At 73.2% G+C, this 26,281-nt stretch carries 20 protein-coding genes; 17 read left to right on the top strand and 3 right to left on the bottom strand.

The window, feature by feature from the left end:
- Nucleotides 1–21 precede the first annotated feature (21 nt).
- The 6 genes from IE180_RS30450 (at nt 22) to IE180_RS30425 (ending at nt 5,983) form a co-directional block, all read left to right on the top strand.
- Nucleotides 22–285, top strand: a complete 264-nt coding sequence (locus IE180_RS30450) for a hypothetical protein (protein ID WP_190160179.1) — start codon at nt 22–24, stop codon at nt 283–285.
- Nucleotides 286–292: 7 nt separating this feature from the next.
- The gene (locus IE180_RS30445) at nt 293–1,108 is read left to right on the top strand and encodes a TlyA family RNA methyltransferase (RefSeq protein ID WP_190160178.1); all 816 of its coding nucleotides are present in this window, start codon (nt 293–295) and stop codon (nt 1,106–1,108) included.
- A complete protein-coding gene (locus tag IE180_RS30440; RefSeq protein WP_190160177.1) occupies nt 1,105–2,028 on the top strand; it encodes an NAD kinase in 924 nt (307 codons plus the stop codon). The genes IE180_RS30445 and IE180_RS30440 overlap by 4 nt, the downstream gene beginning before the upstream one ends.
- Nucleotides 2,029–2,154: 126 nt before the next feature.
- A complete protein-coding gene (gene recN, locus IE180_RS30435) occupies nt 2,155–3,897 on the top strand; it encodes a DNA repair protein RecN (protein ID WP_190160176.1) in 1,743 nt (580 codons plus the stop codon).
- Between the two features lie 143 nt (nt 3,898–4,040).
- Nucleotides 4,041–4,733, top strand: coding sequence for a hypothetical protein (locus IE180_RS30430; RefSeq protein ID WP_190160192.1), 693 nt, complete (start codon nt 4,041–4,043; stop codon nt 4,731–4,733).
- Between the two features lie 170 nt (nt 4,734–4,903).
- Nucleotides 4,904–5,983, top strand: coding sequence for a glycosyltransferase family 4 protein (locus IE180_RS30425; protein WP_190160175.1), 1,080 nt, complete (start codon nt 4,904–4,906; stop codon nt 5,981–5,983).
- 291 nt (nt 5,984–6,274) lie between these two features.
- Here the strand turns inward: IE180_RS30425 and IE180_RS30420 are convergent, their stop codons facing one another.
- The gene (locus IE180_RS30420) at nt 6,275–7,897 is read right to left on the bottom strand and encodes a PucR family transcriptional regulator (protein ID WP_190160174.1); all 1,623 of its coding nucleotides are present in this window, start codon (nt 7,895–7,897) and stop codon (nt 6,275–6,277) included.
- A 161-nt stretch (nt 7,898–8,058) separates the two neighbouring features.
- Between IE180_RS30420 and IE180_RS30415 the strand changes: the two genes are divergently transcribed.
- Both IE180_RS30415 and IE180_RS30410 read left to right on the top strand, forming a co-directional pair.
- A complete protein-coding gene (locus IE180_RS30415) occupies nt 8,059–9,573 on the top strand; it encodes an APC family permease (protein WP_190160173.1) in 1,515 nt (504 codons plus the stop codon).
- Between the two features lie 27 nt (nt 9,574–9,600).
- A complete protein-coding gene (locus tag IE180_RS30410; RefSeq protein ID WP_190160172.1) occupies nt 9,601–11,235 on the top strand; it encodes a flavin monoamine oxidase family protein in 1,635 nt (544 codons plus the stop codon).
- Nucleotides 11,236–11,241: 6 nt separating this feature from the next.
- On the opposite strand, the gene IE180_RS30405 is transcribed toward IE180_RS30410, so the two are convergent.
- Together IE180_RS30405 and IE180_RS30400 are read right to left on the bottom strand one after the other, a co-directional pair.
- Nucleotides 11,242–12,624: an FAD-binding oxidoreductase gene (locus IE180_RS30405; RefSeq protein WP_190160171.1), complete on the bottom strand. Its 1,383-nt coding sequence runs from the start codon at nt 12,622–12,624 to the stop codon at nt 11,242–11,244.
- Nucleotides 12,625–12,692: 68 nt separating this feature from the next.
- Nucleotides 12,693–14,495, bottom strand: coding sequence for a glycoside hydrolase family 15 protein (locus IE180_RS30400; protein ID WP_190160170.1), 1,803 nt, complete (start codon nt 14,493–14,495; stop codon nt 12,693–12,695).
- A gap of 428 nt (nt 14,496–14,923) precedes the next feature.
- On the opposite strand from IE180_RS30400, the gene pyrG reads away from it, so the two are divergent.
- The 9 genes from pyrG (at nt 14,924) to IE180_RS30355 (ending at nt 26,281) form a co-directional block, all read left to right on the top strand.
- Nucleotides 14,924–16,573, top strand: a complete 1,650-nt coding sequence (pyrG, locus tag IE180_RS30395) for a CTP synthase (RefSeq protein WP_190160191.1) — start codon at nt 14,924–14,926, stop codon at nt 16,571–16,573.
- Nucleotides 16,574–16,652: 79 nt separating this feature from the next.
- On the top strand, nt 16,653–17,279 hold the full coding sequence (locus IE180_RS30390) for an NUDIX domain-containing protein (RefSeq protein ID WP_190160169.1): 627 nt from the start codon (nt 16,653–16,655) through the stop codon (nt 17,277–17,279).
- An 844-nt stretch (nt 17,280–18,123) separates the two neighbouring features.
- The gene (locus tag IE180_RS30385) at nt 18,124–20,109 is read left to right on the top strand and encodes an AAA family ATPase (RefSeq protein WP_190160168.1); all 1,986 of its coding nucleotides are present in this window, start codon (nt 18,124–18,126) and stop codon (nt 20,107–20,109) included.
- 146 nt (nt 20,110–20,255) lie between these two features.
- Nucleotides 20,256–21,371 carry an alanine dehydrogenase gene (ald, locus tag IE180_RS30380; RefSeq protein WP_190160167.1) on the top strand — a complete coding sequence of 372 codons (1,116 nt, stop codon included), beginning with the start codon at nt 20,256–20,258 and terminating at the stop codon, nt 21,369–21,371.
- 461 nt (nt 21,372–21,832) lie between these two features.
- Nucleotides 21,833–22,858, top strand: coding sequence for a ParA family protein (locus tag IE180_RS30375; RefSeq protein ID WP_030212665.1), 1,026 nt, complete (start codon nt 21,833–21,835; stop codon nt 22,856–22,858).
- Entirely contained in the window at nt 22,855–23,346 is a 492-nt protein-coding gene (locus IE180_RS30370) for a hypothetical protein (protein WP_229861043.1), read from the top strand. Before IE180_RS30375 ends, IE180_RS30370 begins: the two co-directional genes overlap by 4 nt.
- 45 nt (nt 23,347–23,391) lie before the next feature.
- A complete protein-coding gene (locus IE180_RS30365; protein WP_190160165.1) occupies nt 23,392–24,450 on the top strand; it encodes a segregation and condensation protein A in 1,059 nt (352 codons plus the stop codon).
- Entirely contained in the window at nt 24,447–25,040 is a 594-nt protein-coding gene (gene scpB / locus IE180_RS30360) for an SMC-Scp complex subunit ScpB (protein WP_190160164.1), read from the top strand. The genes IE180_RS30365 and scpB overlap by 4 nt, the downstream gene beginning before the upstream one ends.
- Nucleotides 25,040–26,281: a pseudouridine synthase gene (locus tag IE180_RS30355; protein WP_190160163.1), complete on the top strand. Its 1,242-nt coding sequence runs from the start codon at nt 25,040–25,042 to the stop codon at nt 26,279–26,281. Before scpB ends, IE180_RS30355 begins: the two co-directional genes overlap by 1 nt.

The raw sequence follows: 26,281 nt of genomic DNA, 5'->3' as shown, positions 1-26,281 counted from the left end.
GCTTCGCGGTAGCGTCGAGGCATGAGCGCCGCCACCCCCGAAGCCCCGCAGGAGCGGGACCCGGCCGAGACGCACGAGCCCGCGGGACCCTCGCCGCTCGGCGTCGCCCCGGAGCCCACCGGCCATCCCGCCGTCGACGCCCACCTCGCACGTCTCGCCGAGCTCGACCACCTCCCGGCGGACGGACACCTGGAGGTGTACGAGGATGTACACCGTGGACTGCGCGCCGAGCTGACCTCGCTCGACACGCACCCCGCCCCCCGTCCGCACGACCACAGGAGCTGAACCGAACGTGGCAGGAGTGGCACGCCGCCGTCTCGACGCCGAGCTGGTCCGGCGCAAGCTCGCGCGCTCGCGCGAGCACGCCAGCCAGCTGATCGCCGCGGGCCGGGTGACCGTCGGCAAGACCGTCGCCACCAAGCCCGCCACCCAGGTCGAGACCGCCGCGGCCATCGTCGTCGTCCAGGACGACTCCGACCCCGACTACGTCTCGCGCGGCGGCCACAAGCTCGCCGGGGCCTTCGCCGCCTTCGTGCCCGAGGGGCTGAAGGTCGAGGGCCGGCGCGCCCTGGACGCCGGAGCCTCCACCGGCGGCTTCACGGACGTCCTGCTGCGCGCGGGCGCCGCCCACGTCGTCGCCGTGGACGTCGGCTACGGTCAGCTCGCCTGGTCGCTGCAGAGCGACGAGCGCGTCACCGTGAAGGACCGCACGAACGTACGCGAGTTGACGCTCGACGCCATCGACGGCGTCCCGGTCGACCTCGTCGTCGGCGACCTGTCCTTCATCCCGCTCGGCCTCGTCCTGCCCGCCCTCGCGGCCTGCACGGCGCCCGGCGCCGACCTCGTGCTCATGGTCAAGCCGCAGTTCGAGGTGGGCAAGGAGCGGCTCGGCACCGGCGGAGTCGTACGCTCCACCGAGCTCCGCGCGGACGCCGTGAAGAACGTGGCCCGGCAGGCCGGCGAGCTCGGCCTCGGAGTCCTCGGCGTCACCGCCAGCCCGCTGCCCGGCCCCTCCGGCAACGTCGAGTACTTTCTGTGGCTGCGGGCAGGCGCGCCCGCGCTGGATCCGGCGGACGTCGACCGCGCCGTGGCGGAGGGACCTCGTTGAGCTCAACTGCAGCAGCACCATCGGGAACAACACGCACCGTCTTCCTGCTCGCGCACACCGGCCGGCCGGCCGCCGTGCGCAGCGCCGAACTGGTCGTCCTGGGGCTGCTGCGCTGCGGCATCGGCGTCCGCGTCCTGGAGGCCGAGGCGGCGGACCTGCCGCTGCCGCCGTCCGTCGAGAGGGTGCCGGAAGGCTGCCCCGACGCCCTCGACGGCTGTGAACTCCTCGTCGTCCTCGGAGGCGACGGCACCCTGCTGCGCGGCGCGGAGTTCTCCCGCGCCTCCGGCGTGCCCATGCTCGGCGTCAACCTGGGGCGCGTCGGCTTCCTCGCCGAGGCCGAGCGCGACGACCTCGACAAGGTCGTGGACCGGGTCGTCACCAAGGCGTACGAGGTCGAGGAGCGGATGACCCTCGACGTCGTCGTGTACGAGAACGGCGACGTCCTGCACCGCGACTGGGCGCTCAACGAGGCCGCCGTGCAGAAGGTCTCGCCGGAGCGGATGCTGGAGGTCGTGCTCGCGATCGACGGACGCCCGGTGACCGGCTTCGGCTGCGACGGGGTGATCTGCGCGACACCCACCGGCTCCACCGCGTACGCCTTCTCGGCGGGCGGCCCGGTCGTCTGGCCCGAGGTCGAGGCGCTGCTCATGGTTCCGATCGGGGCCCACGCCCTCTTCGCCAAGCCGTTGATCACCACCCCCCAGTCGGTGCTCGCCGTCGAGGTCGAGCCGCACACCCCGCACGGGGTGCTGTGGTGCGACGGGCGGCGGACGGTGGAGCTTCCGGCGGGAGCCCGCGTCGAGGTGCGGCGGGGCGCCGTGCCGGTCCGGCTCGCCCGGCTGCACCACGCCTCCTTCACGGACCGGCTCGTCGCCAAGTTCGCCCTGCCCGTCTCGGGATGGCGGGGCGCACCGCACTGACACCCCGGTGAGTCCGTGCCGACGCGGTGCGGCACACCGCGCCGGTACCCCGGCGGGTCCGTAACGAACGGCGCGTCCGAGGGTCACGGCCGGGGGTGATGTCGCATCGGACCCGGTAAACCTCGTATGGTCTGGGGCGTGCTGGAGGAGATGCGGATACGGTCGCTCGGGGTCATCGACGACGCGGTGGTCGAGCTGTCGCCCGGCTTCACCGCGGTGACCGGTGAGACCGGTGCGGGCAAGACCATGGTCGTGACCAGCCTGGGGCTGCTGCTCGGCGGACGTGCCGACCCGGCCCTGGTGCGGATCGGCGCGGCCTCGGCCGTCGTCGAGGGGCGGATCAGCGTGCCCCCGGGCTCGTCCGTCGCCGCCCGCGCCGAGGAGGCCGGTGCCGAGCTCGACGAGGGCGTGCTCCTCGTCAGCCGTACCGTCTCCGCCGAGGGACGCTCGCGGGCCCACCTCGGCGGGCGCTCCGTGCCCGTCGGGCTGCTCGCCGAACTCGCCGACGAGCTCGTCGCCGTCCACGGCCAGACCGACCAGCAGGGCCTGCTCAAGCCGGCCCGGCAGCGCGGCGCGCTCGACCGGTACGCGGGCGAGGCCGTCTCCGTGCCGCTCGCCGCCTACGGCGAGGCGTACCGGCGGCTGCGCGCCGTCACCGCCGAGCTGGACGAGATCACCACCCGGGCCAGGGAACGCGCCCAGGAGGCCGATCTGCTGCGCTTCGGGCTCGGCGAGATCGAGGCCGTCGCCCCGCTGCCCGGTGAGGACGCCGAACTCGCCGCCGAGGCCGAGCGGCTCGGGCACGCCGAAGCCCTCGCCTCCGCCGCCGCGCTCGCGCACAGCGCGCTCGCGGGCAACCCGGAGGACCCCGAGGCCGTCGACGCGACCACCCTGGTCGCCGGTGCGGGCCGGGCCCTGGAGGCCGTACGGTCGCACGACCCGGCGCTCGCCGGGCTCGCCGACCGGATGGGCGAGATCTCCATCCTGCTCTCGGACGTGGCGCAGGAACTGGCCGGATACGCCGACGACCTGGACGCCGACCCGCTGCGGCTCGCCGCCGTCGAGGAGCGGCGGGCACTGCTCACCCAGCTGACGAGGAAGTACGGCGAGGACATCGCCGCCGTCCTCGCCTGGGCGGAGGAGAGCGCGACCCGGCTCGGCGAACTCGACAACGACGACGACCGGATCGAGGAGCTCACCGCCGAACGGGACCGGCTGCGCGACGAACTGTCGGTGCTCGCCCAGCGGCTCACCGACGCGCGCACGGAGACGGCCGCCCGGTTCGCCGACGCGGTCACCGCCGAACTCGCCTCGCTGGCCATGCCCCACGCGCGCGTGTCCTTCTCCCTCGCCCAGACCGAGGACCCCGAGGGCGTGGAGGTCGGAGGCCGGCGCGTCGCCTACGGGCCGTCCGGCGCCGACGAGGTCGAGCTGCTGCTCGCCCCGCACCCCGGCGCCCCGCCCCGGCCCATCGCCAAGGGCGCGTCCGGCGGTGAGCTGTCCCGGGTGATGCTCGCCGTGGAGGTCGTCTTCGCCGGGGTCGACCCGGTGCCGACGTACCTCTTCGACGAGGTCGACGCGGGCGTCGGCGGCAAGGCGGCCGTCGAGATCGGCCGCCGGCTCGCCAAGCTCGCCAAGTCCGCCCAGGTCGTGGTCGTCACCCACCTCCCGCAGGTCGCGGCCTTCGCCGACCGGCAGCTGCTCGTCGAGAAGACGAACGACGGCTCCGTGACCCGTTCCGGCGTCACCGTCCTGGAGGGCGAGGAGCGGGTCCGGGAGCTGTCCCGGATGCTCGCCGGCCAGGAGGACTCCGAGACGGCCAGGGCCCACGCGGAGGAGCTGCTCGCCACGGCACGGGCGGACGCGTGACCCGGGCCCCGGGACGAGGGCGGAGCGGTGCGGTCGCCGGGGCCTTCGGTGCGACGCGGCTCGGTACGGTCGCCGGGGCCTTCGGTGCGACGCGGCTCGGTACGGTCGCCGGGGCCTTCGGTGCGACGCGGCTCGGTACGTTCGTGGCCGCCTTCGGGGCGACCCGCCTCGCGTACGGGCAGTTGAGGCGGCGGCCGCCGGGGAACCCGGGCGACTGGCAGCGGACCAACCACGCCGGCCGGCCGGTCCTCCTCCAGGCCGGTCCGGCCGCCGCCCTCGGCTCGGCGGCCGCCGCCCTGCCCTCGGCACCCGCCGCCGCCCTGGCCGTCGCGGCGGCGGCCGTGTGCGGGCGCCACGACGACCTGCGCGGTGACCACCGGCGCGGATTCCGGGCGCATCTGACGGCGCTTCGGGGCGGCGAGGTCACCAGCGGCGCGGTGAAGCTGTTCGGGATCGGTGGGGCCTCGCTCGTGGCCGGTGCCCTCCTCCAGGAGAAGCACGTCGACAAGGTCCTCGCCGGGGTCGTCATCGCCGGTGCCGCGCACCTGGTGAACCTCGTGGACGTACGGCCGGGGCGCGCGGGCCTCCTCGTGCTCGGGCTCGGCGCGCCGGGGCTGCTGCGAGGGACGCTCGCCGCCGCTCCGATGGGGGCCGCCGCGGCGCTCCTCGCCGACGACCTCGGCGAGGTGAGCATGCTCGGCGACATGGGCGCGCACGCGCTCGGCGCCGCCGTCGGCAGCGCCGTCGCCGCCTCCCACGGGCGGCTCGGACTCGCCGCGCACGCGGCCGGTCTCGTCGCCGCCGCCGTCTGGGGCGAACGGGCGTCCTCCGCCTGAGGGGCGTGAGCACGGTGCGGGGGGAGCGGGCGGGAAGCCTGCGCGCCCACCCGTGTGGGTGAACCCGGGGGTGTGCGCCCGGCCCGTACGCCTTCCGCACACCGGAACGACGCCACTTCGGTGCCGGAACGTGCGTACGGTCCAGGGCACGGACTGGCATCCTTGGGCGCGTGACACAGCTCCGTACGGTCCAAGTGCTGGGCGGCGGCGGCGCGGGCAGCAGCGCTCACGTCCGATCACTCGCCTCGGGGCTGGTGGCGAGGGGCGTGCGGGTGACCGTGTGCGCCCCGGCCGAACTCGACCGCGCATACGACTACCCGGGCACCGGCGCGCACTTCGTGCCCCTGCCCCGCCTCGGCGACCCCGCGGCCGTCGCAGCCCTCCGCAACGCCTGCATCGGCGCGGACGTGGTCCACGCGCACGGTCTCCAGGCCTCCGTACGGGCCGCGCTCGCGCTGCCCGGCGGCTCCCGCGTGCCGCTGGTGACCACCTGGCACAGCCGGAACCACAGGGACGGCGCACGGGGCGGCGTGCTGCGGCTCCTCGAACGGAAGGCCGCGCGGGCCTCGACCGTCGTCCTCGGCACCTCCTCCGAACTCGTCGACCGCGCCCGGCGGCGCGGAGCCCGGGACGCCCGCCTCGCCCCCGTCACCGTGCCCCCCGCGCGCGGGCCCGTCTGCCTCCACGACGGCAAGGCCCGCGCCGAACTCGGCGCCGTCGACCGGCCCCTGCTCATGACCGTCGGGGCGCTCGAACGCGGTCGGGGCCACCGGACGCTGCTCGACGCGGCGCGGTTGTGGCGGGGGCTCGATCCGCAGCCGCTGCTCGTGATCGCCGGGGAGGGGCGCGAACGGGCCTTCCTGCAACGGCGGATCTTCGAGGAACGGCTCGCCGTGCGGCTCATCGGACGCCGGGACGACGTCGCCGAGCTGCTCGCCGCCGCCGACGTCGCCGTCCTGCCGTCGCGGTGGGAGGCCCGCTCCCTGCTCGCGCAGGAGGCGCTCCGGCTCGGGGTGCCGCTCGTCGCGACGGCGGTCGGCGGTGTGCCGGAACTCGTCGGGAACGCGGCGGAACTGGTGCCGTACGGGGACGCGGGGGCGCTGGCGGAGGCGGTGCGGGGGCTGTTGGAGGACGCGGAGCGGCGGATGGACCTGGCGGCGGCGGGGAGGGTGCAGGCGGGGTCCTGGCCCACGGAGGACGAGACGGTGGCGCATGTGCTGGCGGTGTACGACGAGTTGACGGGACGCTGACCTTCCCCGGACCCGCACCGGCAGGCACACCGCACGACGTGGTGCGGGTTCAGGCGCGGGACGCGGAGGCGCCGCTGAAGGGCGCCGTCCCGTGTGCCCACCCTCCCCCGGGCTCTCGGCTTCGCTCGGGCAGGGGGACCCCCTTCGCCCTGCGGGACGATTGCCCACACGGGCAGGGGCGGGCGCCGCCCCGCAGGGCGCCGCCCCGCAAGGCGCGGGCCACACGGGGGCATCGCCCGCCGGGCGCGGGCCCCGCACGGGCGGGGGGCGTGGCCGTCCTCGGGCCCGGAGTCACGGGGTGTGGCGGCGGGCTCTGAGGGCCAAGGAGAGGGCCAGGACCGTTTGGGGGTCGTCCAGGTCCGTGCCGAGGAGTTCGGAGATGCGGGCCAGGCGGTTGTAGAGGGTCTGGCGGTTGAGGTGGAGCTCGCGGGCCGTCTCCGCCTTGCGGCCCGCGTGGGCCAGATAGGTCTGGAGGGTGGGGAGGAGCGGGGGACGGGACGTGGCGTCGTGGTCCCGCAGCGGACCGATCGCGCGGTCCACGAAGGCCGCCAGGTCCGGATGGTCGCGCAGCCGCCACAGGAGCAGGTCGATGTCGAGGCGGCGCGCGTCGTACCAGGGGAGGTCCGAGAGGCCCTGCGCCGCCGTCGCCGTCTCCGCCGCGTGTCGCAGGCCCGCCGAGGCCGCCGCCCAGCTGCCCGCGACGCCGACCACGACGATCGGCGGGTGCGCCCCGGCCCGTTCCAGGCCGGCCCGCTCCACGCCCGCGCGCAGCGCCGCCGCGACCCGGTCGGCGACCGCCGTCCGTTCCGATTCCGAGCGGAGGCCGAGCAGGAGGGGGACTCGGCCTTCCACCGGACGGACGCCCAGGAGGGCCGGGACGCCGACCGCGGACAGTTCCTCCAGGACCGCGCGGGCCAGGAGCGCCCAGTTGCCCGAGGGGGAGAGTTCCGGGGCCAGGCGCATCACGACCGGGAGGAGAGGGCCGTCGCCGGGCTTGAAGCCGAGGACCCTCGCCTGGGCGGGGGCGTCCTCGGCCGTGATGCGGCCCTCCGCGAGGTCCGTCAGGAAGTCGCCCCGGCCGCGTGCGGCCAGCTCCTCCTCCTGGCGCGCCTGCATGAGGACGACCGCGAGGAGGCCCGCCGCCCGCTCGGCCGCCATGCGGTGCACGGGGGAGAGCGGTCCCGAGACCGCCAGGAGGACCAGACGGGCCCGTACCGAACCCGTACCGGGGCCGCCGCCGGGCACGTCGACGAGGACGGTGCCGGAGGGCGGGCCGGACTCGCGGGCCGCCCGCTGGCCGCGCAGCCCGTCCCACACCTGGAGGGGGTCGGCGGGGGCGGACTCGGTGCCCGCCGCGTACAGCAGCTGCCCGTCGGCGGTCTCCAGGAAGACCGGGTTCGCGGCGAAGTCGGAGAGGATGCGGAGCACCTGGGGGACCCCGCCGCCGCCGAGGAGCGCCTCCGTGCACTGCCGGTGGACCTCCTCGGCCTGCCGCTGGAGGGCGTAGTGGCCGTTGACGATCTCGGTGTGGATCTCCTCCGTGACGGCGACGAAGGGGACCTCGCGGTGGAGCTGGACGAGGGGGAGCCCGGCCGCCCTGGCCGTCTCCACTATCGTCGCCGGGAGGCGGGCGAAGCGCGGGCCCAGTTCGACGACGAGCGCCGCGATGCCCCGGTCGGCGAGCCGGCGGACGAAGGCGCGCTGTTCGGCCGGGCGGGTGCCCAGGCCGAGGCCCGTCGTGAGGAGCAGTTCGCCGCCCTTGAGGAGCGAGGCGATGTTCGGCACCTCGCCCGCGTGCACCCAGCGCACCGTGCGGTGGAGCCGGTCCGCGCCGGCCACGACCTCCGGGAGCCCGCTGCGCAGCCCGGGGAGTTCGAGCGCCCGCTGCACGGTGATCCCGCCCTGATTGTCCATGGAGCCGGACGCTACCCGCGTCCGTGTTCCGGCGACATCACCGCACGGTCACGGGACCGGACACTTCGTACACCAGGGCGACAACTCGTCGCCCCGTGGCGGGAATTGTGCGACCGCATGCCGATTGTGGCCTACGTCACTCGCGAGGATCCTCTCGGCCCATGGCAGAGAACCCCACCCCAGAGATCCACCGGCTCAAGGCGAACTCGGTCGGACTCGTCGGCGTCGTCTTCATGGCCGTCGCCACCGCCGCCCCGATCACGGCGATGACCGGAAACCTCCCCATCGCCGTCGGCTTCGGCAACGGCACCGGCGCTCCCGCCGGGTACCTCTTCGCGACGCTCGTCCTGACCGTCTTCTCGGTCGGCTACGTCGCCATGGCCAAGCGGATCACGGCCGCCGGCGCCTTCTACGGTTACATCTCGCACGGCCTGGGCCGGATCGCCGGCATGGCCTCCGGCATGCTCGCCGTCCTCGCGTACATCGTCTTCGAGGCCTCGATCGTCGGCGTCTTCTCGTACTTCGCCAAGACCACGGTCGCCGACCAGCTCGGCGTCGACCTGCCGTGGGTGCTGTACGCGGCGGTCATGCTGGCCGTCACCGCCGTCCTGTCGTACTTCGACATCAACCTGACCGCCAAGGCGCTCGGAGTGATGCTGGTCGCGGAGATCGCCGTCCTCTTCGCGGTCGCCACCGCCGTCCTGATCGCCGGCGGCGGTCCCGACGGCATCCCGGTCGAGCCGATCAACCCGAAGAACGCCTTCACCGGCACCTCCGCCGGCCTCGGTCTCTTCTTCGCCTTCTGGTCCTGGGTCGGCTTCGAGTCGACCGCGATGTACGGCGAGGAGTCCCGCGACCCCAAGCGGGTCATCCCGCGCGCCACCCTGGTCTCCGTCATCGGCGTCGGCCTGTTCTACATCTACGTCTCGTGGATGACCATCGCCGGGAACGGGCTCGCCGGTTCCGTGAAGCTGTCCTCGTCCGCGAGCCCGCTCGACCTGTTCTTCGCGCCCACCCAGACCTTCATCGGCGCCTGGGCCGTCGACGCCTTCCAGTGGCTGCTGCTCACCGGCTCCTTCGCCTGCGGCATGGCCTTCCACCAGTGCGCCTCCCGCTATCTGTACGCCATCGGCCGGGAGGGCTTCCTCCACCCGGCGCTCGGCCGCACCCACGCCCGGCACGGCTCGCCGTACATCGCCTCGTACGTGCAGAGCGCGATCGCCGTCGCCCTCGTCGCCGCCTTCTGGCTCACCGGCCAGGACCCGTACATCCACCTCTACACGCTGCTCGCGATCCTCGGCACGATGGCGATCCTCATCGTCCAGACCCTCTGCTCCTTCGCCGTCATCGGCTACTTCCGGAAGAACCACCCCGAGGACCGGCACTGGTTCAGGACCCTCACGGCCCCGCTCCTCGGCGGCATCGGCATGATCGCCGTCGTCGTACTGCTGATCATGAACATGGAGACCGCGGCCGGTCTCGCCGCCGACTCCCCCTTCTTCAAGGCGATCCCCTGGATCGTCGGCGCCGTCTTCTTCGGCGGCCTCGGCCTCGGCCTCCACCTCAAGGCCAAGCGGCCCGAACGCTACGAGATCATCGGCCGGATCGTCCTGGAGGACGCCGCCGAACGCCCCGCCGAGGAAACCCCCGTCCCCGCCTCCGTCCCCCAGAGCTGATCCCACCTCACCCTCCAGGAGCGCCCCATGGCACGCACCAACCCGATGCACCTCCTGAAGAACCTCGCCGCCGAGCACGCCGCCGCCCGACGGCTGAACCTCCCGGTCGACGAGCTGCGCGGCATGAGAACCGACGCCCTCGGACGCCGGTCCCTGCTCAAGTACGCCACCGCCGCGGGCATCGCCGCCGGCGTCGGCTCGGCCGTCCCCGCCGCGGCCGCCACCCCCGCCCCGCCGGTCAAGGGCACCGCCCGGGTCGCCGTCGTCGGCGCCGGGATATCCGGCCTCACCGCCGCCCTCACCCTCCAGGACGCCGGCCTCGGCCCCGTGCTGTACGAGGCGAACCCGTCCAGGGTCGGCGGCCGCATGTGGACCCAGCGGGACCACTGGGCGTACGGCCAGACCTCCGAGATCGGCGGCGAGCTGATCGACACCAGCCACAAGAAGATCCTGGAACTCTGCCGCAGGTTCGGCCTCGCCACCGAGGACTTCCTCGGCGGCGGCCCCAACGGCGCCGAGGAGGTGCTGTGGTTCGGCGGCGCCTACTACCCGCGCGAACAGGCCGACGAGGACTTCAACGCCGTCTACCAGGCGCTCCACCGCGACCTGCTGGACGCCGGCGAGGTGAAGTGGAACCAGACCACCCCCACCGGCACCGCCCTCGACAACATGTCGCTGTACGAGTGGATCGAGACCCGGGTCCCCGGCGGACACTCCTCGCCGCTCGGGAAGTTCATCGACGTCGCCTACAACGTCGAGTACGGCGCCGACACCACCGAACAGTCCTCGCTCGCCCTCGTCCTGCTCATGGGCTACCAGACCAACCCGGGCAACTTCAACATCTGGGGCCTCTCCAACGAGCGCTACCACGTCGTCGGCGGCAACGACCGGCTCCCCAACGCCGTCGCCGCGGCGCTCGCCCCCGGCACCCTGCGCATGGGCTGGTCGCTGACCGCCGTGCGCGCCAACGCCGACGGCACCCAGACGCTCACCTTCACCGAGGCGGGCGCCACCCGCACCGTCACCGCCGACCACACGATCCTCTGCGTCCCGCTGCCCATCCTCCAGCAACTCGACCTCTCCCAGGCCGGGTTCGACCCGCTCATGCGCAACCTCCTGCGGGACGCCCGCATGGGCTACTGCACCAAGCTCAACATGCAGTTCGGCACCCGGCCCTGGCGCGGCACCGGCCCCTGGCCCGGCGTCTCCTCGGGCGACTGCTTCACCGACACCGAGGTCCAGCAGACCTGGGACACCACCAAGGTCCAGGGCGGCACCGGCGGCATCCTCCTCCAGTACGGCGGCGGCAGCCTGGCCCGGAACCTGAACCCGGCCGGACCGTTCTCCACCGAGTCCGACCCGTACGTACGGAACCTGGTCACCCGCTACCTCGCCGGGATCGACGCCTTCTTCCCCGGCACCTCCCGGGCGTACACCGGCCGCGCCCAGCTCTCCGCCTGGCACAAGAACCCGTACTCCCTCGGCGCGTACTCCTGCTGGCCCGTCGGCTACCTCCACCGGTACGCCGGGTACGAGGGCACCGCCCAGGGCAACGTCCACATCGGCGGCGAGCACTGCTCGTACGACTTCCAGGGCTTCATGGAAGGCGGCGCGACCGAGGGCGAGCGCGCCGCCCAGGAGGTGATCGCCGCGCTGCGATGAGCGGGCTCAGCCGGCCGGCACGATGTTGTGGTTGAAGCGGAACACGTTGTCCGGGTCGTACGCGGCCTTCACGGCGGCGAGCCGGAGGTAGTTCTCCTCCCCGAAGGAGGAGACGATCCGCTGCTCGCCCTCGGCGCCGACGAAGTTCAGGTACGTCGCGTCGAGCGCCCACGGCCGTGCGTCGGCCCGCACGTCGCGCACCCACTGCATCGCCGGCCCGTCCAGCGCGGGGTCCTCCCAGGTCGCGAACGGGTGCACCGCCCAGGGCGCGGTGCGCCACGGCTGCGGATACCCGGAGGGCCCCGCGGCCACGGCCCCGCCCATCAGGAACAGCACCTGCTGGGTGGCGGTCCCGGCGGGGATCCCCGCGCCGCGCTCGCAGAAGACGTCCACGGCCTCGTCGGGGAACTCCCGCAGGTACTCCGCCGACCAGTAGTTCCGCAGCCCCGGCGGGTCGTCGAGCATCGTCTGCAGGTCCACGTACGGGATGTCCGTGACGACCTCCACCACCGGCCCCAGCGCGAACAGCGGCGCCGCGAACTCCCGCAGTTCGGAGACCGGCCCCGCGTACGTGAACAGCGTCCCGCACACCAGCTCGCCGACCAGGTCCTCGGGCATGAACGGCTCCGGGGGCGCGGGCAGACAGATGGCGCCCCCACCCACCTCGTCGGGCGCGCCGAGGCCGAGGTCGCGGAAGGTGCGCACCACCTCGGGCGCGTTGTCCAGCAGGAAGAACAGCATCGCGACGCTCGTCCGGGGCAGCGGGTGCAGCCGCATCGTCAGCGAGGTCGCCACCCCGAAGTTGCCGCCACCGCCGTGCAGCGCCCAGAACAGCTCCGGGTTCTCCTCCGCGTCCGTGTGGACGTGCTTCCCCTCGGCGGTGATCAGATCGGCGGCCAGCAGGTTGTCGCTGGCGAGGCCGAACTTCCGCTCCAGCCAGCCCGATCCGCCGCCCAGCGTGAAGCCGCCGACCCCGGTCGTGGACACCCGCCCGCCGGTCGTCGCCACGCGGAACGGCTGACACGCGTGGTCCAGGTGGGCCATGGTCGCCCCGCCCTCGATCCGTACCGTCATCTCCTCCGGGTCCACGACGACCCCGTGCATCCGGCGGAGGTCGACGACCAGCGCCCCGTCGATCATGGAGGTGCCGGCGACGCTGTGGCCGCCGCCGCGCACCGCGATCGGCAGCTCGGCCTCCCGGCCGAACAGGATCGCGTTCGACACGTCGGCCTGGGTGGCGCACTGGGCGATCACCGACGGACGCCGGTCGATCATGCCGTTGTGCAGGGCGCGCGCCTCGTCGTAGCCCGGACGACCGGGGGTGATCACGTCGCCCGCCAGGTCGTCGACCAGTCCGGCCAGGGCGCTTTCCGAGATGTGGGGAGCCATGGGAGCCCCCCTTCCGTACGGGGGGACAGGACCTTCTCATCGTAGGTCCGGCCCCCCTGGGGCGCCCCTCAGCCCCCGTACGCGCCGCTCGCCGTGAGCCGCAGCGCCGTGTCGATGAGCGGGACGTGGCTGAAGGCCTGCGGGAAGTTGCCCACCTGCCGCTGGAGCCGCGGGTCCCACTCCTCGGCGAGCAGCCCGAGGTCGTTGCGGAGCGCGAGGAGCTTCTCGAAGAGCGTGCGCGCCTCGTCGACCCGGCCGATCATCGCCAGGTCGTCCGCCAGCCAGAAGGAGCAGGCGAGGAACGCGCCCTCGTCGCCCTCCAGGCCGTCCACCCCGGCCTCCTCACCGGCCGTCGGGTAGCGCAGCACGAAACCGTCCTCCGTGGACAGCTCGCGCTGGATCGCCTCGATCGTGCCGATGACCCGCTTGTCGTCCGGGGGCAGGAAGCCCATCTGCGGGATCAGCAGCAGCGAGGCGTCCAGCTCCTGGGAGCCGTACGACTGGGTGAAGGTGTTGCGCTCCTTGTCGTAGCCCTTCTCGCAGACGTCCCGGTGGATCTCGTCGCGCAGGTCCCTCCAGCGCTCCAGCGGGCCGTCCGCGTCGCCGGACTCGATCAGCTTGATCGTGCGGTCCACCGCCACCCAGGCCATCACCTTGGAGTGCACGAAGTGCCGACGCGGGCCGCGCACCTCCCAGATGCCCTCGTCGGGCTGGTCCCAGTGGGTCTCCAGGTAGTTGATCAGCTTGATCTGGAGCAGGGAGGCGTAGTCGTTGCGGGACAGGCCCGTCATGTGCGCGAGGTGGAGGGCCTCGGTGACCTCGCCGTAGACGTCCAGCTGGAGCTGGTTCGCGGCGCCGTTGCCGACCCGGACCGGGCTGGAGTTCTCGTACCCCGGCAGCCAGTCGAGCTCCGCCTCGCCGAGCTCCCGCTCGCCCGCGATGCCGTACATGATCTGCAGGTTCTCCGGGTCGCCCGCGACGGCGCGGAGCAGCCAGTCCCGCCAGGCGCGGGCCTCCTCGCGGTAGCCGGTGCGGAGCATCGAGGAGAGGGTGATCGCCGCGTCCCGCAGCCAGGTGTAGCGGTAGTCCCAGTTGCGGACGCCGCCGATCTCCTCCGGCAGCGAGGTCGTCGGCGCGGCGACGATCCCGCCGGTCGGCGCGTACGTCAGCGCCTTCAGGGTGATCAGCGAGCGGACGACGGCCTCCCGGTAGGGGCCGTGGTACGTGCAGTGCTCGACCCACTCGCGCCAGAAGTCGGCGGTCGCCTCCAGCGAGCCCTCCGGGTCCGGCAGCGCCGGCGGCTCCTTGTGGGAGGGCTGCCAGGAGAGCGTGAAGGTGATCCGCTCGCCGGGCGTGACCGTGAAGTCGGAGTACGTCGTCAGGTCCTTGCCGTGGGTCTCCACGGCGGTGTCCAGCCACACCGAGTCCGGCCCGGCGACCGCGACGGTGCGGTCCCCGACCTTGTGCACCCACGGCACGACCCGGCCGTAGCTGAACCGCATCCGCAGCGAGGAACGCATCCGCACCCGCCCCGAGACGCCCTCGACGATCCGGATCAGCTGCGGCGCGCCGTCACGCGGCGGCATGAAGTCGGTCACCCGGACCGTGCCGCGCGGGGTGTCCCACTCGGACTCCAGGATCAGCGAGTCGCCCCGGTAGCGGCGCCGGTCGGCGGGAGCGGGCTCCGCGTCCGCGGGGCCCGCCGGGCCCACCCGCCAGAAACCGTGCTCCTCCGTGCCGAGGAGACCGGCGAAGATCGCGTGCGAGTCGAAGCGGGGGAGACAGAGCCAGTCGACGCTGCCGTCCCGGCACACCAGGGCAGCCGTCTGCATGTCTCCGATGAGTGCGTAATCCTCGATACGCCCGGCCACGTGCTTCACTCCAGTCGAACGGCCACGTCCGCCCCGTGGGGCGCTTGCTACGGATGCGCTTGATGCGCGCGATGGGTCAACCAGGCCAGTGTGCGGGATGCGGCGACCTGCTGGGCGCGGGCGGTGTGCGAGCAGAATACGTGGCGGCCCGGTGACCTTGGTGATCACACGGACGACGCACTGCTCCACACGGGTGAGCTGCGGCTTTCCCCCTCCCCGACGGCTCCGTAGCCGTCTGTGAACACCCGACTGCCGCGTGTGGCCGGAAGCGGTCTCCCGATGTCGCTGATACCCTGGTACCCCGTGGACCGGTGGGAAACGGCGACAGCCGAGGACCCCGAAACCGCAGCGACGGCACCCCCCGATTCTTCCGGAGGGGCGGCCGGTACGCACTTCCAGAACGCGACCACGGGAGCCCCCTCTTGGCGATGCCGCCCAACACCACGACGACCAAGCACATCTTCGTCACCGGGGGTGTCGCCTCCTCCCTCGGCAAGGGCCTCACCGCCTCCAGCCTGGGTGCGCTCCTCAAGGCCCGCGGCCTGCGGGTCACGATGCAGAAGCTCGACCCGTACCTGAACGTCGACCCGGGCACGATGAACCCCTTCCAGCACGGCGAGGTGTTCGTCACCAACGACGGCGCCGAGACCGACCTGGACATCGGCCACTACGAGCGCTTCCTCGACGTCGACCTCGACGGCTCGGCCAACGTCACCACCGGCCAGGTCTACTCCCAGGTCATCGCCAAGGAGCGGCGCGGCGAGTACCTCGGCGACACCGTGCAGGTCATCCCGCACATCACCAACGAGATCAAGGGCCGCATCCGCCGCATGGCGACGGACGACGTCGACGTCGTCATCACCGAGGTCGGCGGCACGGTCGGCGACATCGAGTCGCTGCCCTTCCTGGAGACCGTCCGCCAGGTCCGCCACGAGGTCGGCCGCGACAACGTCTTCGTCGTCCACATCTCGCTGCTGCCCTACATCGGCCCCTCCGGCGAGCTGAAGACCAAGCCGACCCAGCACTCCGTCGCCGCCCTGCGCAACATCGGCATCCAGCCCGACGCGATCGTGCTGCGCGCCGACCGCGAGGTCCCCACCGCCATCAAGCGCAAGATCTCGCTGATGTGCGACGTCGACGAGGCCGCGGTCGTCGCCGCCATCGACGCCCCGTCGATCTACGACATCCCGAAGGTCCTGCACACCGAGGGCCTGGACGCCTACGTCGTCCGCAAGCTCGACCTGCCCTTCCGCGACGTGGACTGGACCGTCTGGGAGGACCTCCTGGACCGCGTCCACAACCCGGAGCACGAGGTCACGGTCGCGCTCGTCGGCAAGTACATCGACCTGCCCGACGCCTACCTGTCGGTCACCGAGGCCATGCGCGCCGGCGGCTTCGCCAACCGCGCCCGGGTCAAGGTCAAGTGGGTCACCTCCGACGACTGCAAGACCCCGGCGGGCGCCGCCAAGCAGCTCGGCGACGTCGACGGCATCCTCATCCCCGGCGGCTTCGGCGACCGCGGCGTGTCCGGCAAGGTCGGCGCGATCCAGTACGCCCGCGAGAACAAGGTGCCGCTGCTCGGCATCTGCCTCGGCCTGCAGTGCATCGTGATCGAGGCCGCCCGGAACCTGGCCGACATCCCCGAGGCCAACTCCACCGAGTTCGACCCGGCCACCGCGCACCCCGTCGTCTCCACGATGGAGGAGCAGCTGGCGTACGTCGAGGGCGCCGGCGACCTGGGCGGGACGATGCGCCTGGGCCTCTACCCGGCGAAGCTCGCCGAGGGCTCGGTCGTCCGCGAGACCTACGCCGACGAGCCGTACGTCGAGGAGCGCCACCGCCACCGCTACGAGGTGAACAACGCCTACCGCGCGGAGCTGGAGAAGAAGGCCGGCCTGGTCTTCTCCGGCACCTCCCCGGACAACAAGCTCGTCGAGTTCGTCGAGTACCCGAAGGAGATCCACCCCTACCTGGTCGCCACCCAGGCGCACCCGGAGCTGAAGTCCCGCCCGACCCGCCCGCACCCGCTCTTCGCGGGCCTGGTGAAGGCGGCCGTGGAGCGCAAGACGGGCAAGTAGTACGGCGCGTTAACGTAGCCGGGGTACGGGTTCCCTTCCGGGATCCGTACCCCGGTTTTCGTACGAGAGGACTACCGCGATGCAGGTGCAGGACACCCCGGAGGAGTGGCAGGTCGTCGCCACCGCCACCCCCTTCAAGGGCAACAAGACGAGTGTCCGCACGGACGACGTGGTCATGCCGGACGGCTCGGTCCACCGCCGTGACTACCAGGTCCACCCCGGCTCCGTGGCCGTCCTCGCCCTGGACGAGGAGGACCGCGTGCTCGTCCTCCGGCAGTACCGGCACCCCGTGCGGCAGAGGCTCTGGGAGATCCCCGCCGGGCTCCTCGACGTGCCCGGCGAGAACCCGCTGCACGCCGCCCAGCGCGAGCTGTACGAGGAGGCGCACGCCAAGGCCGAGGACTGGCGGGTCCTCGCTGACGTCTACACGACGCCCGGCGGCTGCGACGAGGCCGTACGGATCTTCCTGGCGCGGGACCTCGCGGAGGCGGAGGGCGAGCGCTTCGAGGTCGCCGAGGAGGAGGCCGACATGGAGCTGGCGCGGGTGCCGCTGCCCGAGCTGGTGCGGGGGGTGCTGGCGGGGGAGCTGCACAACACCTGCCTGGCGGTGGGCGTGCTCTCGCTGGCCGCGGCCCGCGTGGGCGACGGGCTCGACGCGCTCCGGCCGGCCACCGCGCCCTGGCCGGCCCGCCCTTTCGAGGCGTAGCCCTTCCGGTCCTGCACCGACACGGCGCCCGCGTCTTCCGGGCCCGCGCCTTCCGGGCCCGCCCCGGTGCGGCGCCCGCGTCTTCCGGGCCCGCGTCTTCCGGGCCCGCGCCGGTGCGGTGCCCGCGCCCGGCGGGGCGGTGCCTCGTCCGTGTGGGGCCCGCGCCCGTGGGGCGTTGCCCCGGTGCCGGCCTGTGCGGCCCACGCCCTGCCTGGGCGGCGCCTCCGCCCACCCGCCGTGTGGGCAATCGTCCCGCTGGGCGGGACGGGTGGGCACACGGGACGGCGCCCCTCAGCGGCGCCTTCGCGTTCCGGGCCCGGACCCGCACCACGCGTGCGCCGTGCCCGTCGGTGCGGGTCCGGGCGCAGCAGCCTCGGGCGCCGACAAGGGCGCCGTCCGTTGTGCCCACCCTCCCCCGAGCTCTCGGCTTCGCTCGAGCAGGGGGACCCCCCCTCGCCCCAGCGGAACGACCGCCCACAACGGGGGTGCGGGGATGGGCACCACCCGGCGGGCGCAGCCCATAAGGGGGGCGCGAGGGGTGGGCACCGCCCCGGTGGGACGGCTGCCCGTAACGGGGCGGCGGGAGCGGGGAGGGGTGCCGCCCGGTGGAACGAGTGCTCACCACGGCGGGCGCGGGAGTGGGTGCCGCCCCGCCGGTGCGTGCCCGGGGTGGAGCGGATGATCGGCGGAGAGGGCTATCGGTGTGACGATCTGTTGATCCGATCAGGGGATTCCTCCGCCCTGCTCCGCCAAGTCCCCCTCCCGCCCTGAACTACGCTCGGAATCGCCCGTGCGGAGCCCCCCGCGGGATCGGCTCGTACGCAGGTGGACGGGAGCGTGGCCCGTGACGGATCAGGCGGTGGCGGCGGCCGGCAGCCGTCAGTTCTTCGGGCGGCAGCGGGAGTTGAAGGCCCTGCGCGCCGACATCGAGCGGACCGGCCTCGACACCCTCACCGGCCGCAAGGCCCCCCGCGCCCGGGTCCTGCTCATCGCCGGCAAGCCCGGTTCGGGGCGGACGGCCCTCGCCGAGGAGCTGGCCGCCGGGCTCGCCGACCGCTACCCGGACGGCGTCTTCCGGGCCAGGCTCACCGAGCCCGGCGGCGAGCCCGTCCCCGCCGGGCGGGCCGCCCAGGAACTCCTCGCCGCGCTCGGGGTCGCCGAACCCCCGGGGGCGGGGGAGGACGAGTTGGCCGAGCTCGTCAGGGGCGCGCTCGCCGACCGCCGGGCCGTGCTCATCCTCGACGACGCCGTCGACGCCGAGCAGGCCGACCCGCTGATCCCGGACAACCCCGACAGCCTGGTCATCGGGGTCGCCCGCGGTCCGCTCACCGGCATCCCCGACGTGCGGCCCTGCACCCTCGGCGGGCTCGACCCCAAGTCGGCCATCGAACTGCTGACGTCCTTCACCGGTTCCGTCCGCATCACCGTCGATCCGCAGGCCGCCGAGGCGCTCGTCGAGGAGTGCGGAGGGCTGCCCGGTGCCGTCGTCCTCGCCGGTGGCTGGCTTTCCACCCAGACCAAGGCCTCCGTCGCCGATCTCGCCAAGCGGCTGCGCGGGCTCAGCGGCGACCCCCTCACCCGGGCCTTCCTCCTCGCGCACGAGGCGCTGCCCGCCACGGCCGCCCGGATACTGCGCTTCCTCGCCCTGGCCCCGCTGGGCCGGGCCGACGCCCACACCGCCTCCGCCCTGGCGGGCTGCTCGGTCTCGGCGGCCGCGACGACCCTCGCCGACTTCGCCGCCCTGGGGCTGGTCTCGGGCGGGGAGGACGGGCAGTACGAGGTGCGCGCGCACCTCGTCCCCCTCCTTCGCGCCCAGCTGGAGGAGCGCGACCGGCCCGCCGAGGTGCAGCTCGCCCGGGCCCGGATGCTGGAGCGGACCGTGCGGCTCCTCCAGTCCTGCCGCGCGGTCACCGAACCCGAGGGCTCGCCGGCCCGCCGGAAGCTGGCCGGGCTCCCGCGCGCGCTGCGTTTCCCGAACGCGGCCGCGGGCGCCGCCTGGCTGGACTCCCGGCAGTCCGTGCTCCTCGCCTCCGCCCGCCTCGCCGTGGCGGACGGGGAGCTCGACACCCTCGCCCGGCGCCTGGTCGCCTCCCTCGTGAGGGCGCTCGCGGCGCATCGGGGCGCGGAGGCCGCCGCTCCCGAGCTGTACGGCCTGCACCGGCTGGTCCTGGACGTGGCCGAGCGGCACGGGCTGCACCGGGAGCGGGCCGCCGCCCTGCTGAACCTGGCCGATCTGGACGCCGGGACCGGCAGGACGAAGGACGCTCTGCTGCGATATCGGTTGGCTTTGGAGGCTGGACGCGCAGCAAATGACCCGTACGCGACCGGTCGCGCAATGGAATCCGTAGGTGGCTCGTATCAGGAACTGGGGGACTGGCAGCGGGCCGCCGACTGGTACGGGCGGGCGCTCGCCCAGCGCCTCGCCCGGGACGAGCGCGCCGACCAGGCCCGGCTGTACGCCCGCCTCGGAGCCGTGCAGACCTATGCGGGGCGGTACGGGGAGGCGCTGCGGAGCTGGCGGGCCGCGGCGTCCGGCTACCGGAGGCTCTCCGATCTCCCGGGCTACGCACGGGCGTTGAGCGAGGCGGCCCGGGTCCAGGAGTACGCCGGACGGCCTGAGGAATCCCTGCGGACCTGCGAGGAGGCGGTGGAGTGGGCCCGTCGGGCCCAGGACACCCGGCTCCAGGCCGCCCTCCAGCTGCGGCTGGCCGACACCCTCGACCGGCTCGGCGACCCCGCGGCGGCGGGTCTGCACCGGTCGGCGGCCGAGAGACTTCTGGAAACGGAACCGACTGCCTACGAAATCCGCAGTGGGTCCGTCGAAGATTAGTACTTTGAAAGGCTAGACAGCGGGAAGTCCTTCATTAGACTGGGTGAGCCGCGTTCGAACGTGGTCTGTCCCGATGTGCCGTAGTGCATCCGGGTATGTATCGCAGTGCCCCAGTTATCCCCCTGATTCAAGGACCGTGATCGACGATGAAGGTCGGCATCCCCCGCGAGGTCAAGAACAACGAGTTCCGCGTGGCCATCACCCCTGCCGGTGTCCACGAGCTCGTCCGCCACGGCCACCAGGTCTTCATCGAGCAGAACGCCGGTGTCGGCTCCTCGATCACGGACGAGGAGTACGTCTCCGCCGGCGCCGAGATCCTCGCCACCGCCGACGAGGTCTGGGCCACCGCCGACCTGCTCCTCAAGGTCAAGGAGCCGATCGCGGAGGAGTACCACCGCCTCCGCAAGGACCAGACGCTCTTCACCTACCTGCACCTCGCCGCCTCCCGTGAGTGCACGGACGCGCTCCTGGAGTCCGGCACCACCGCCATCGCGTACGAGACGGTCGAGACCGCGAACCGCGCGCTCCCCCTGCTCGCCCCGATGTCCGAGGTCGCGGGCCGTCTGGCCCCGCAGGTCGGCGCCTACCACCTGATGCGCTCGGTCGGCGGCCGCGGCGTCCTCCCCGGCGGCGTCCCCGGCACCCACGCCGGCGAGGCCGTCGTCATCGGCGGCGGCGTCTCCGGCTGGAACGCCACCCAGATCGCCGTCGGCATGGGCTTCCACGTGACCCTGCTCGACCGCGACATCAACAAGCTCCGCGAGGCCGACAAGATCTTCGGCACCAAGGTGAAGACGATCGTCTCCAACGCCTACGAGCTGGAGAAGGCCGTCGTCGAGGCCGACCTCGTCATCGGCGCCGTCCTCATCCCGGGCGCCAAGGCCCCGAAGCTGGTCACCAACGAGCTCGTCGCCAAGATGAAGCCCGGAAGTGTCCTTGTCGACATTGCGATCGACCAGGGCGGCTGCTTCGAGGACTCGCACCCGACCACCCACGCCGAGCCGACCTTCCAGGTCCACAACTCGGTCTTCTACTGCGTCGCGAACATGCCGGGCGCGGTCCCGAACACCTCCACCTACGCCCTCACCAACGCCACGCTGCCCTACATCGTGTCGCTGGCGAACAACGGCTGGGTCGAGGCGCTGCGCCGCGACTCCGCCCTCGCCCTGGGCCTCAACACCCATGACGGCAAGGTGGTTTACAAGGAGGTCGCCGAGGCGCACGGCCTCGAGCACATCGAGCTGGCCGGCCTCCTGGCCTGAGCCCCGAAGGCTCCCCGACGGAGGCTCCGTCAACGCGTGCCGTCAATATCACGCACCCGGCCGGACCTTGTTCGACAAGGTCCGGCCGGCCGTGTCTCCGGGGTTGCCAAAACGTTCGGGCAACTCGCCTCGAACGTAACCCTTTAACCGTTTCGCACACCCCTGAAACGTGTGGATGCATGCCTGCGCACCCTTGACAGAGACGTGTTCGGTTGCCGACACATCGGGCCGGGTCCGGCGGATTGTGTTGCTGCGGACCGGTGACACGCCATAGAGTCGCCAACCGTCGGCATGGTGCCACGCTGACCTATCGATAAATGTTCCTGGTCACATCCAAGGAGGTAAGACGACTTGTGAATGAGTCGACATTTACTCCCGGGAGCGGTGCGCCAGGTGCCCCGATCGGCTCCGTCGCGGTGCGGACCTTCGCGACGCACCAGCCCATGACGAGTGCCCACACGATGAAGACGATGGACGGCCTACACGTGAACGCCACGGCCGGCAACGAGATGGGCCGAGAGTCCACCCACTTCGCCGCCTACGACGAGGTGCCCGAGGGGCACTTCTACGACCCCGACGCCGAGTACGAGCCCGATCCGGAGTACGCGGCCACCCTCGCACCCGACGCTGCCCGCCAGCGCCGCGAGCGGATCGGCCCCACCGGACGGCCCCTGCCGTACTTCCCGATCCCGGGTCCCCTGACCGACCACGGACCCGCGAAGATCATCGCGATGTGCAACCAGAAGGGCGGCGTCGGCAAGACCACGTCGACCATCAACCTGGGCGCCGCGCTCGCCGAGTACGGACGACGGGTGCTGCTCGTCGACTTCGACCCGCAGGGAGCCCTGTCGGTCGGCCTCGGCGTGAACCCGATGGAGCTCGACCTCACCGTCTACAACCTGCTCATGGAGCGGGGCATGTCGGCGGACGAGGTGCTCCTCAAGACCGCCGTGCCCAACATGGACCTGCTGCCGAGCAACATCGACCTCTCGGCCGCCGAAGTCCAGCTGGTCAGCGAGGTCGCGCGCGAGTCCACGCTCCAGCGCGCCCTGAAGCCGCTGATGAACGACTACGACTACATCGTGATCGACTGTCAGCCCTCGCTCGGCCTGCTGACGGTGAACGCCCTGACGGCGGCTCACAAGGTCATCGTGCCGCTGGAATGCGAGTTCTTCGCGCTGCGCGGCGTCGCACTGCTCACCGAGACCATCGAGAAGGTCCAGGAGCGGCTCAACCCCGAGCTGGAGCTCGACGGCATCCTCGCCACGATGTACGACTCCCGGACCGTGCACAGCCGTGAGGTCCTCGCGCGCGTCGTCGAGGCCTTCGACGACCACGTGTACCACACGGTCATCGGGCGGACCGTGCGCTTCCCGGAGACCACGGTCGCCGGCGAGCCCATCACCACGTACGCCTCCAACTCCGTGGGGGCCGCCGCCTACCGCCAGCTCGCCAGGGAGGTGCTCGCCCGGTGTCACGCCGAGTGAGTCTGCCCGGAGCCGACGAACTCTTCCGTACGACCGGGGGGACGGCGCTCCAGGCGTCGGCACCCCGCCGGGCCGTCCCGGCGCCGGCCGCCGAGAGCGACACGGCGGCGGCCGGGGGATCCGCGGAGCACGCCCCGGCGGACTCCGAGGCCGCGGAACCGCGGGTCCGGACGGCCGAGCCCGAGGGACCGGCCCCCAAGGCCGCGCCCGGCGCCCAGGTGCCCGCCCCCGCGGCGGCCCGGCGGCGCGGCGGCCGCACCACCAACCGGCGCCCCAGCGGTCGCGAGCGCCACGACGAGAAGATCACGGTCTACGTCTCCGCCGAGGAGCTGATGGACCTGGAGCACGCCCGGCTCGTCCTGCGCGGTGAGCACGGTCTCGCCGTCGACCGGGGCCGGATCGTCCGGGAGGCCGTCGCGGTCGTCCTGGCGGACCTGGAGTCCCGCGGCGACGCGAGCATCCTCGTCCGCCGTCTGCGCGGCCGCTGACGGTAGCCTGCGGCCTGCCGCCCTCCTCGTTCCCCCTGGACCCCCATGCGCCACGCCTCTGACGAAACGTCCCGCCCGCCGGGCCGCCGCCCCCTGGGCCGCGGCCCGGGCGGGACACCGGGGACGACGCCCGCCGCTCCGGCGGGGGCACCGGAGGCGCCGGAGGCGCCCGAGGGCCTGGAGATGCCCGAGACTCCGAAGGCGCCCGAGACCCCGGAGATGCCCGAGGTCCCGGAGGCGCCCGAGGTCCTGGTGGGCCCGGAGGCGTCCGAGGCTCCGGAAGTTCCGGGGCGGCCCGAGGCGCCCGAGGGCGGGGACGGGCGGTTCACCGTGCGGCTCTCGAACTTCGAGGGGCCCTTCGACCTGCTCCTCCAGCTGATCGCCAAGCACAAGCTCGACGTCACCGAGGTCGCCCTCTCCCGGGTGACCGACGAGTTCATGGCGCACCTGCGGGCCCTCGGACCCGACGGGGACCTCGACCAGACCACCGAGTTCCTCGTCGTCGCCGCCACCCTCCTCGACCTGAAGGCCGCCCGGCTGCTCCCCGCCGCCGAGGTGGAGGACGAGGCCGACCTCGCCCTCCTGGAGGCCCGCGACCTGCTCTTCGCCCGGCTCCTCCAGTACCGCGCGTACAAGCGGATCGCCGAGATCCTCGAGGAGCGCTGGGAGGCCGAGGGGCACCGCCACCCCCGCACCGTCGGACTCGAACCGCACCACGCCGAGCTGCTTCCCGAGGTCGTCATCTCCCTCGGCGTCGAGGGCTTCGCCCGGCTCGCCGCCGAGGCCATGCAGCCCAAGCCCGAGCCCGAGGTGTACGTCGACCACATCCACGCCCCGCTCGTCAGCGTCCGGGACCAGGCCGCGGTGGTCGTCGCCCTGCTCCGGGAGCGCGGCTCGGCCGTCTTCAGGGAGCTGATCGAGGACGCCGGCGACACCCTCACCGTCGTCGCCCGCTTCCTCGCCCTCCTGGAGCTCTACCGGGAGAAGGCCGTCGCCCTCGACCAGGAGACCGCCCTCGGGGACCTCACGGTCTCCTGGACCGGCGGGGAGGCGGACCCGTCCGCGGCCGTGACCGACGAATTCGACCAGGAGGCCACCGCGTGAGCGACCTCAAGCCCGCCCTCGAAGCCGTCCTGATGGTCGTCGACGAGCCCGCCACCGAGGACCACCTCGCCAAGGTCCTGGAGCGCACCCCCGCCGAGGTGGCCGACGCCCTGCACGAGCTGGCCGAGGAGTACACCGCCCAGGGCCGCGGCTTCGAGCTGCGGCGGGTCGCCGGCGGCTGGCGCTACTACACGCGCGCCGCCTTCGCCCCGGCCGTCGAGGCCTTCGTCCTGGAGGGGCAGCAGGCCCGGCTCACCCGGGCGGCACTGGAGACCCTCGCGGTCGTCGCCTACCGCCAGCCGGTCAGCCGTTCCCGGGTCTCCGCGGTCCGCGGGGTCAACTGCGACGGCGTGATGCGGACCCTCCTCCAGCGGGGTCTGGTGGAGGAGGCGGGCACGGAACCCGAAACAGGTGCGATCCTGTACAGGACGACGAACTACTTCCTGGAGCGGATGGGCCTGCGCGGCCTGGACGAACTCCCCGAGCTCGCCCCCTTCCTCCCCGAGGCGGAGGCGGTCGAGGCGGACTCCCTGGAAGGCGTCCCGTCGTTCGACCCGGACGCAGACGTAGACGACAAGACGGAACTTTGATGCGAAGCAGCAGCGGCAGGAACAGCAGCGGAAACAACGGCGGGAGCCGTGGTGGCAACAGCGGCGGCCGCGGCGGCAGCGGCGGCGGCCGCGGCAACGGCGGCGGTGGCGGCGGGCGCGGGAACTACCGCGGCGCCGGCAACGGCCGCGACGACCGGCAGGGCCAGGGCGGCGGCCGTCCCGGCCAGGGCGGCGGGCGTCCGGGGCAGGGCGGCGGCCGTCCCGGCCAGGGCGGTGGCCGGCCGACCGGCGCCGACTCGCGCAAGGCGCGCCCCGAGGAGCGCACCTACGACGAGCGCTACAGCCCCGGCGGCTCCTCCGAGGGCCCCAAGCGCGGCCGGGGCACCGCCGCGCGCGGCGGTGCCAAGGGCGGCCCCCGGCAGTCCCCGCAGCGCGGCGGCGGCCGTACGGCGCCCGCCCGCTCGCGCGAGTACGACGCCCGTACGGAGGAGCGCAACCGGGAGCGGTACGCCGGCAAGCCCGAGATCAAGACCCCCAAGACCTTCCCCGGCGCCGAGCAGGAGGGCGAGCGGCTGCAGAAGGTCCTCGCCCGCGCCGGCATGGGCTCGCGGCGCGCCTGCGAGGAGCTCATCGAGCAGGCCCGCGTCGAGGTCAACGGCGAGATCGTCGTCGAGCAGGGCATGCGCGTCGACCCGGAGAAGGACGAGATCAAGGTGGACGGCCTGACCGTCGCCACCCAGTCGCACCTCTTCTTCGCGCTGAACAAGCCGGCCGGCGTCGTCTCCACCATGGAGGACCCCGACGGCCGCCAGTGCCTCGGCGACTACGTCACCAACCGCGAGACCCGGCTGTTCCACGTCGGCCGGCTCGACACGGAGACCGAGGGCATCATCCTGCTCACCAACCACGGCGAGCTGGCCCACCGCCTCACGCACCCGAAGTACGGCGTGAAGAAGACCTACCTGGCCGCCATCACCGGCCCGCTGCCCCGCGAGGTCGGCCGGCGCCTGAAGGACGGCATTCAGCTGGAGGACGGCTACGCCCGCGCCGACCACTTCCGCGTGGTCGAGCAGACCGGCAAGAACTACCTGGTCGAGGTCACCCTGCACGAGGGCCGCAAGCACATCGTGCGCCGGATGCTCGCCGAGGCGGGCTTCCCGGTCGAGAAGCTGGTCCGCACCGCCTTCGGCCCGATCGCCCTGGGCGACCAGAAGTCGGGCTGGCTGCGCCGCCTGACCAACACGGAGGTCGGCATGCTGATGAAGGAAGTCGGCATGTAA

The sequence above is a fragment of the Streptomyces litmocidini genome, from assembly GCF_014649755.1.
In the GTDB taxonomy this organism is placed as follows: domain Bacteria; phylum Actinomycetota; class Actinomycetes; order Streptomycetales; family Streptomycetaceae; genus Streptomyces; species Streptomyces litmocidini.
Note: the sequence above shows the minus strand (reverse complement) of the source record. Positions and strands in the feature narration are given on the sequence as shown.

What these genes read in the sequence shown, in the direction of transcription:
- recN (WP_190160176.1), top strand. Translation starts at nt 2,155, where the DNA reads ATGGTCTGGGGCGTGCTGGAGGAGATGCGGATACGGTCGCTCGGGGTC.
- IE180_RS30450 (WP_190160179.1), top strand. Translation starts at nt 22, where the DNA reads ATGAGCGCCGCCACCCCCGAAGCCCCGCAGGAGCGGGACCCGGCCGAG.
- IE180_RS30420 (WP_190160174.1), bottom strand. Translation starts at nt 7,897, where the DNA reads ATGGACAATCAGGGCGGGATCACCGTGCAGCGGGCGCTCGAACTCCCC.
- IE180_RS30375 (WP_030212665.1), top strand. Translation starts at nt 21,833, where the DNA reads ATGAAGACGATGGACGGCCTACACGTGAACGCCACGGCCGGCAACGAG.
- IE180_RS30355 (WP_190160163.1), top strand. Translation starts at nt 25,040, where the DNA reads ATGCGAAGCAGCAGCGGCAGGAACAGCAGCGGAAACAACGGCGGGAGC.
- IE180_RS30415 (WP_190160173.1), top strand. Translation starts at nt 8,059, where the DNA reads ATGGCAGAGAACCCCACCCCAGAGATCCACCGGCTCAAGGCGAACTCG.
- IE180_RS30405 (WP_190160171.1), bottom strand. Translation starts at nt 12,624, where the DNA reads ATGGCTCCCCACATCTCGGAAAGCGCCCTGGCCGGACTGGTCGACGAC.
- ald (WP_190160167.1), top strand. Translation starts at nt 20,256, where the DNA reads ATGAAGGTCGGCATCCCCCGCGAGGTCAAGAACAACGAGTTCCGCGTG.
- IE180_RS30410 (WP_190160172.1), top strand. Translation starts at nt 9,601, where the DNA reads ATGGCACGCACCAACCCGATGCACCTCCTGAAGAACCTCGCCGCCGAG.
- IE180_RS30390 (WP_190160169.1), top strand. Translation starts at nt 16,653, where the DNA reads ATGCAGGTGCAGGACACCCCGGAGGAGTGGCAGGTCGTCGCCACCGCC.
- IE180_RS30365 (WP_190160165.1), top strand. Translation starts at nt 23,392, where the DNA reads ATGCGCCACGCCTCTGACGAAACGTCCCGCCCGCCGGGCCGCCGCCCC.
- pyrG (WP_190160191.1), top strand. Translation starts at nt 14,924, where the DNA reads ATGCCGCCCAACACCACGACGACCAAGCACATCTTCGTCACCGGGGGT.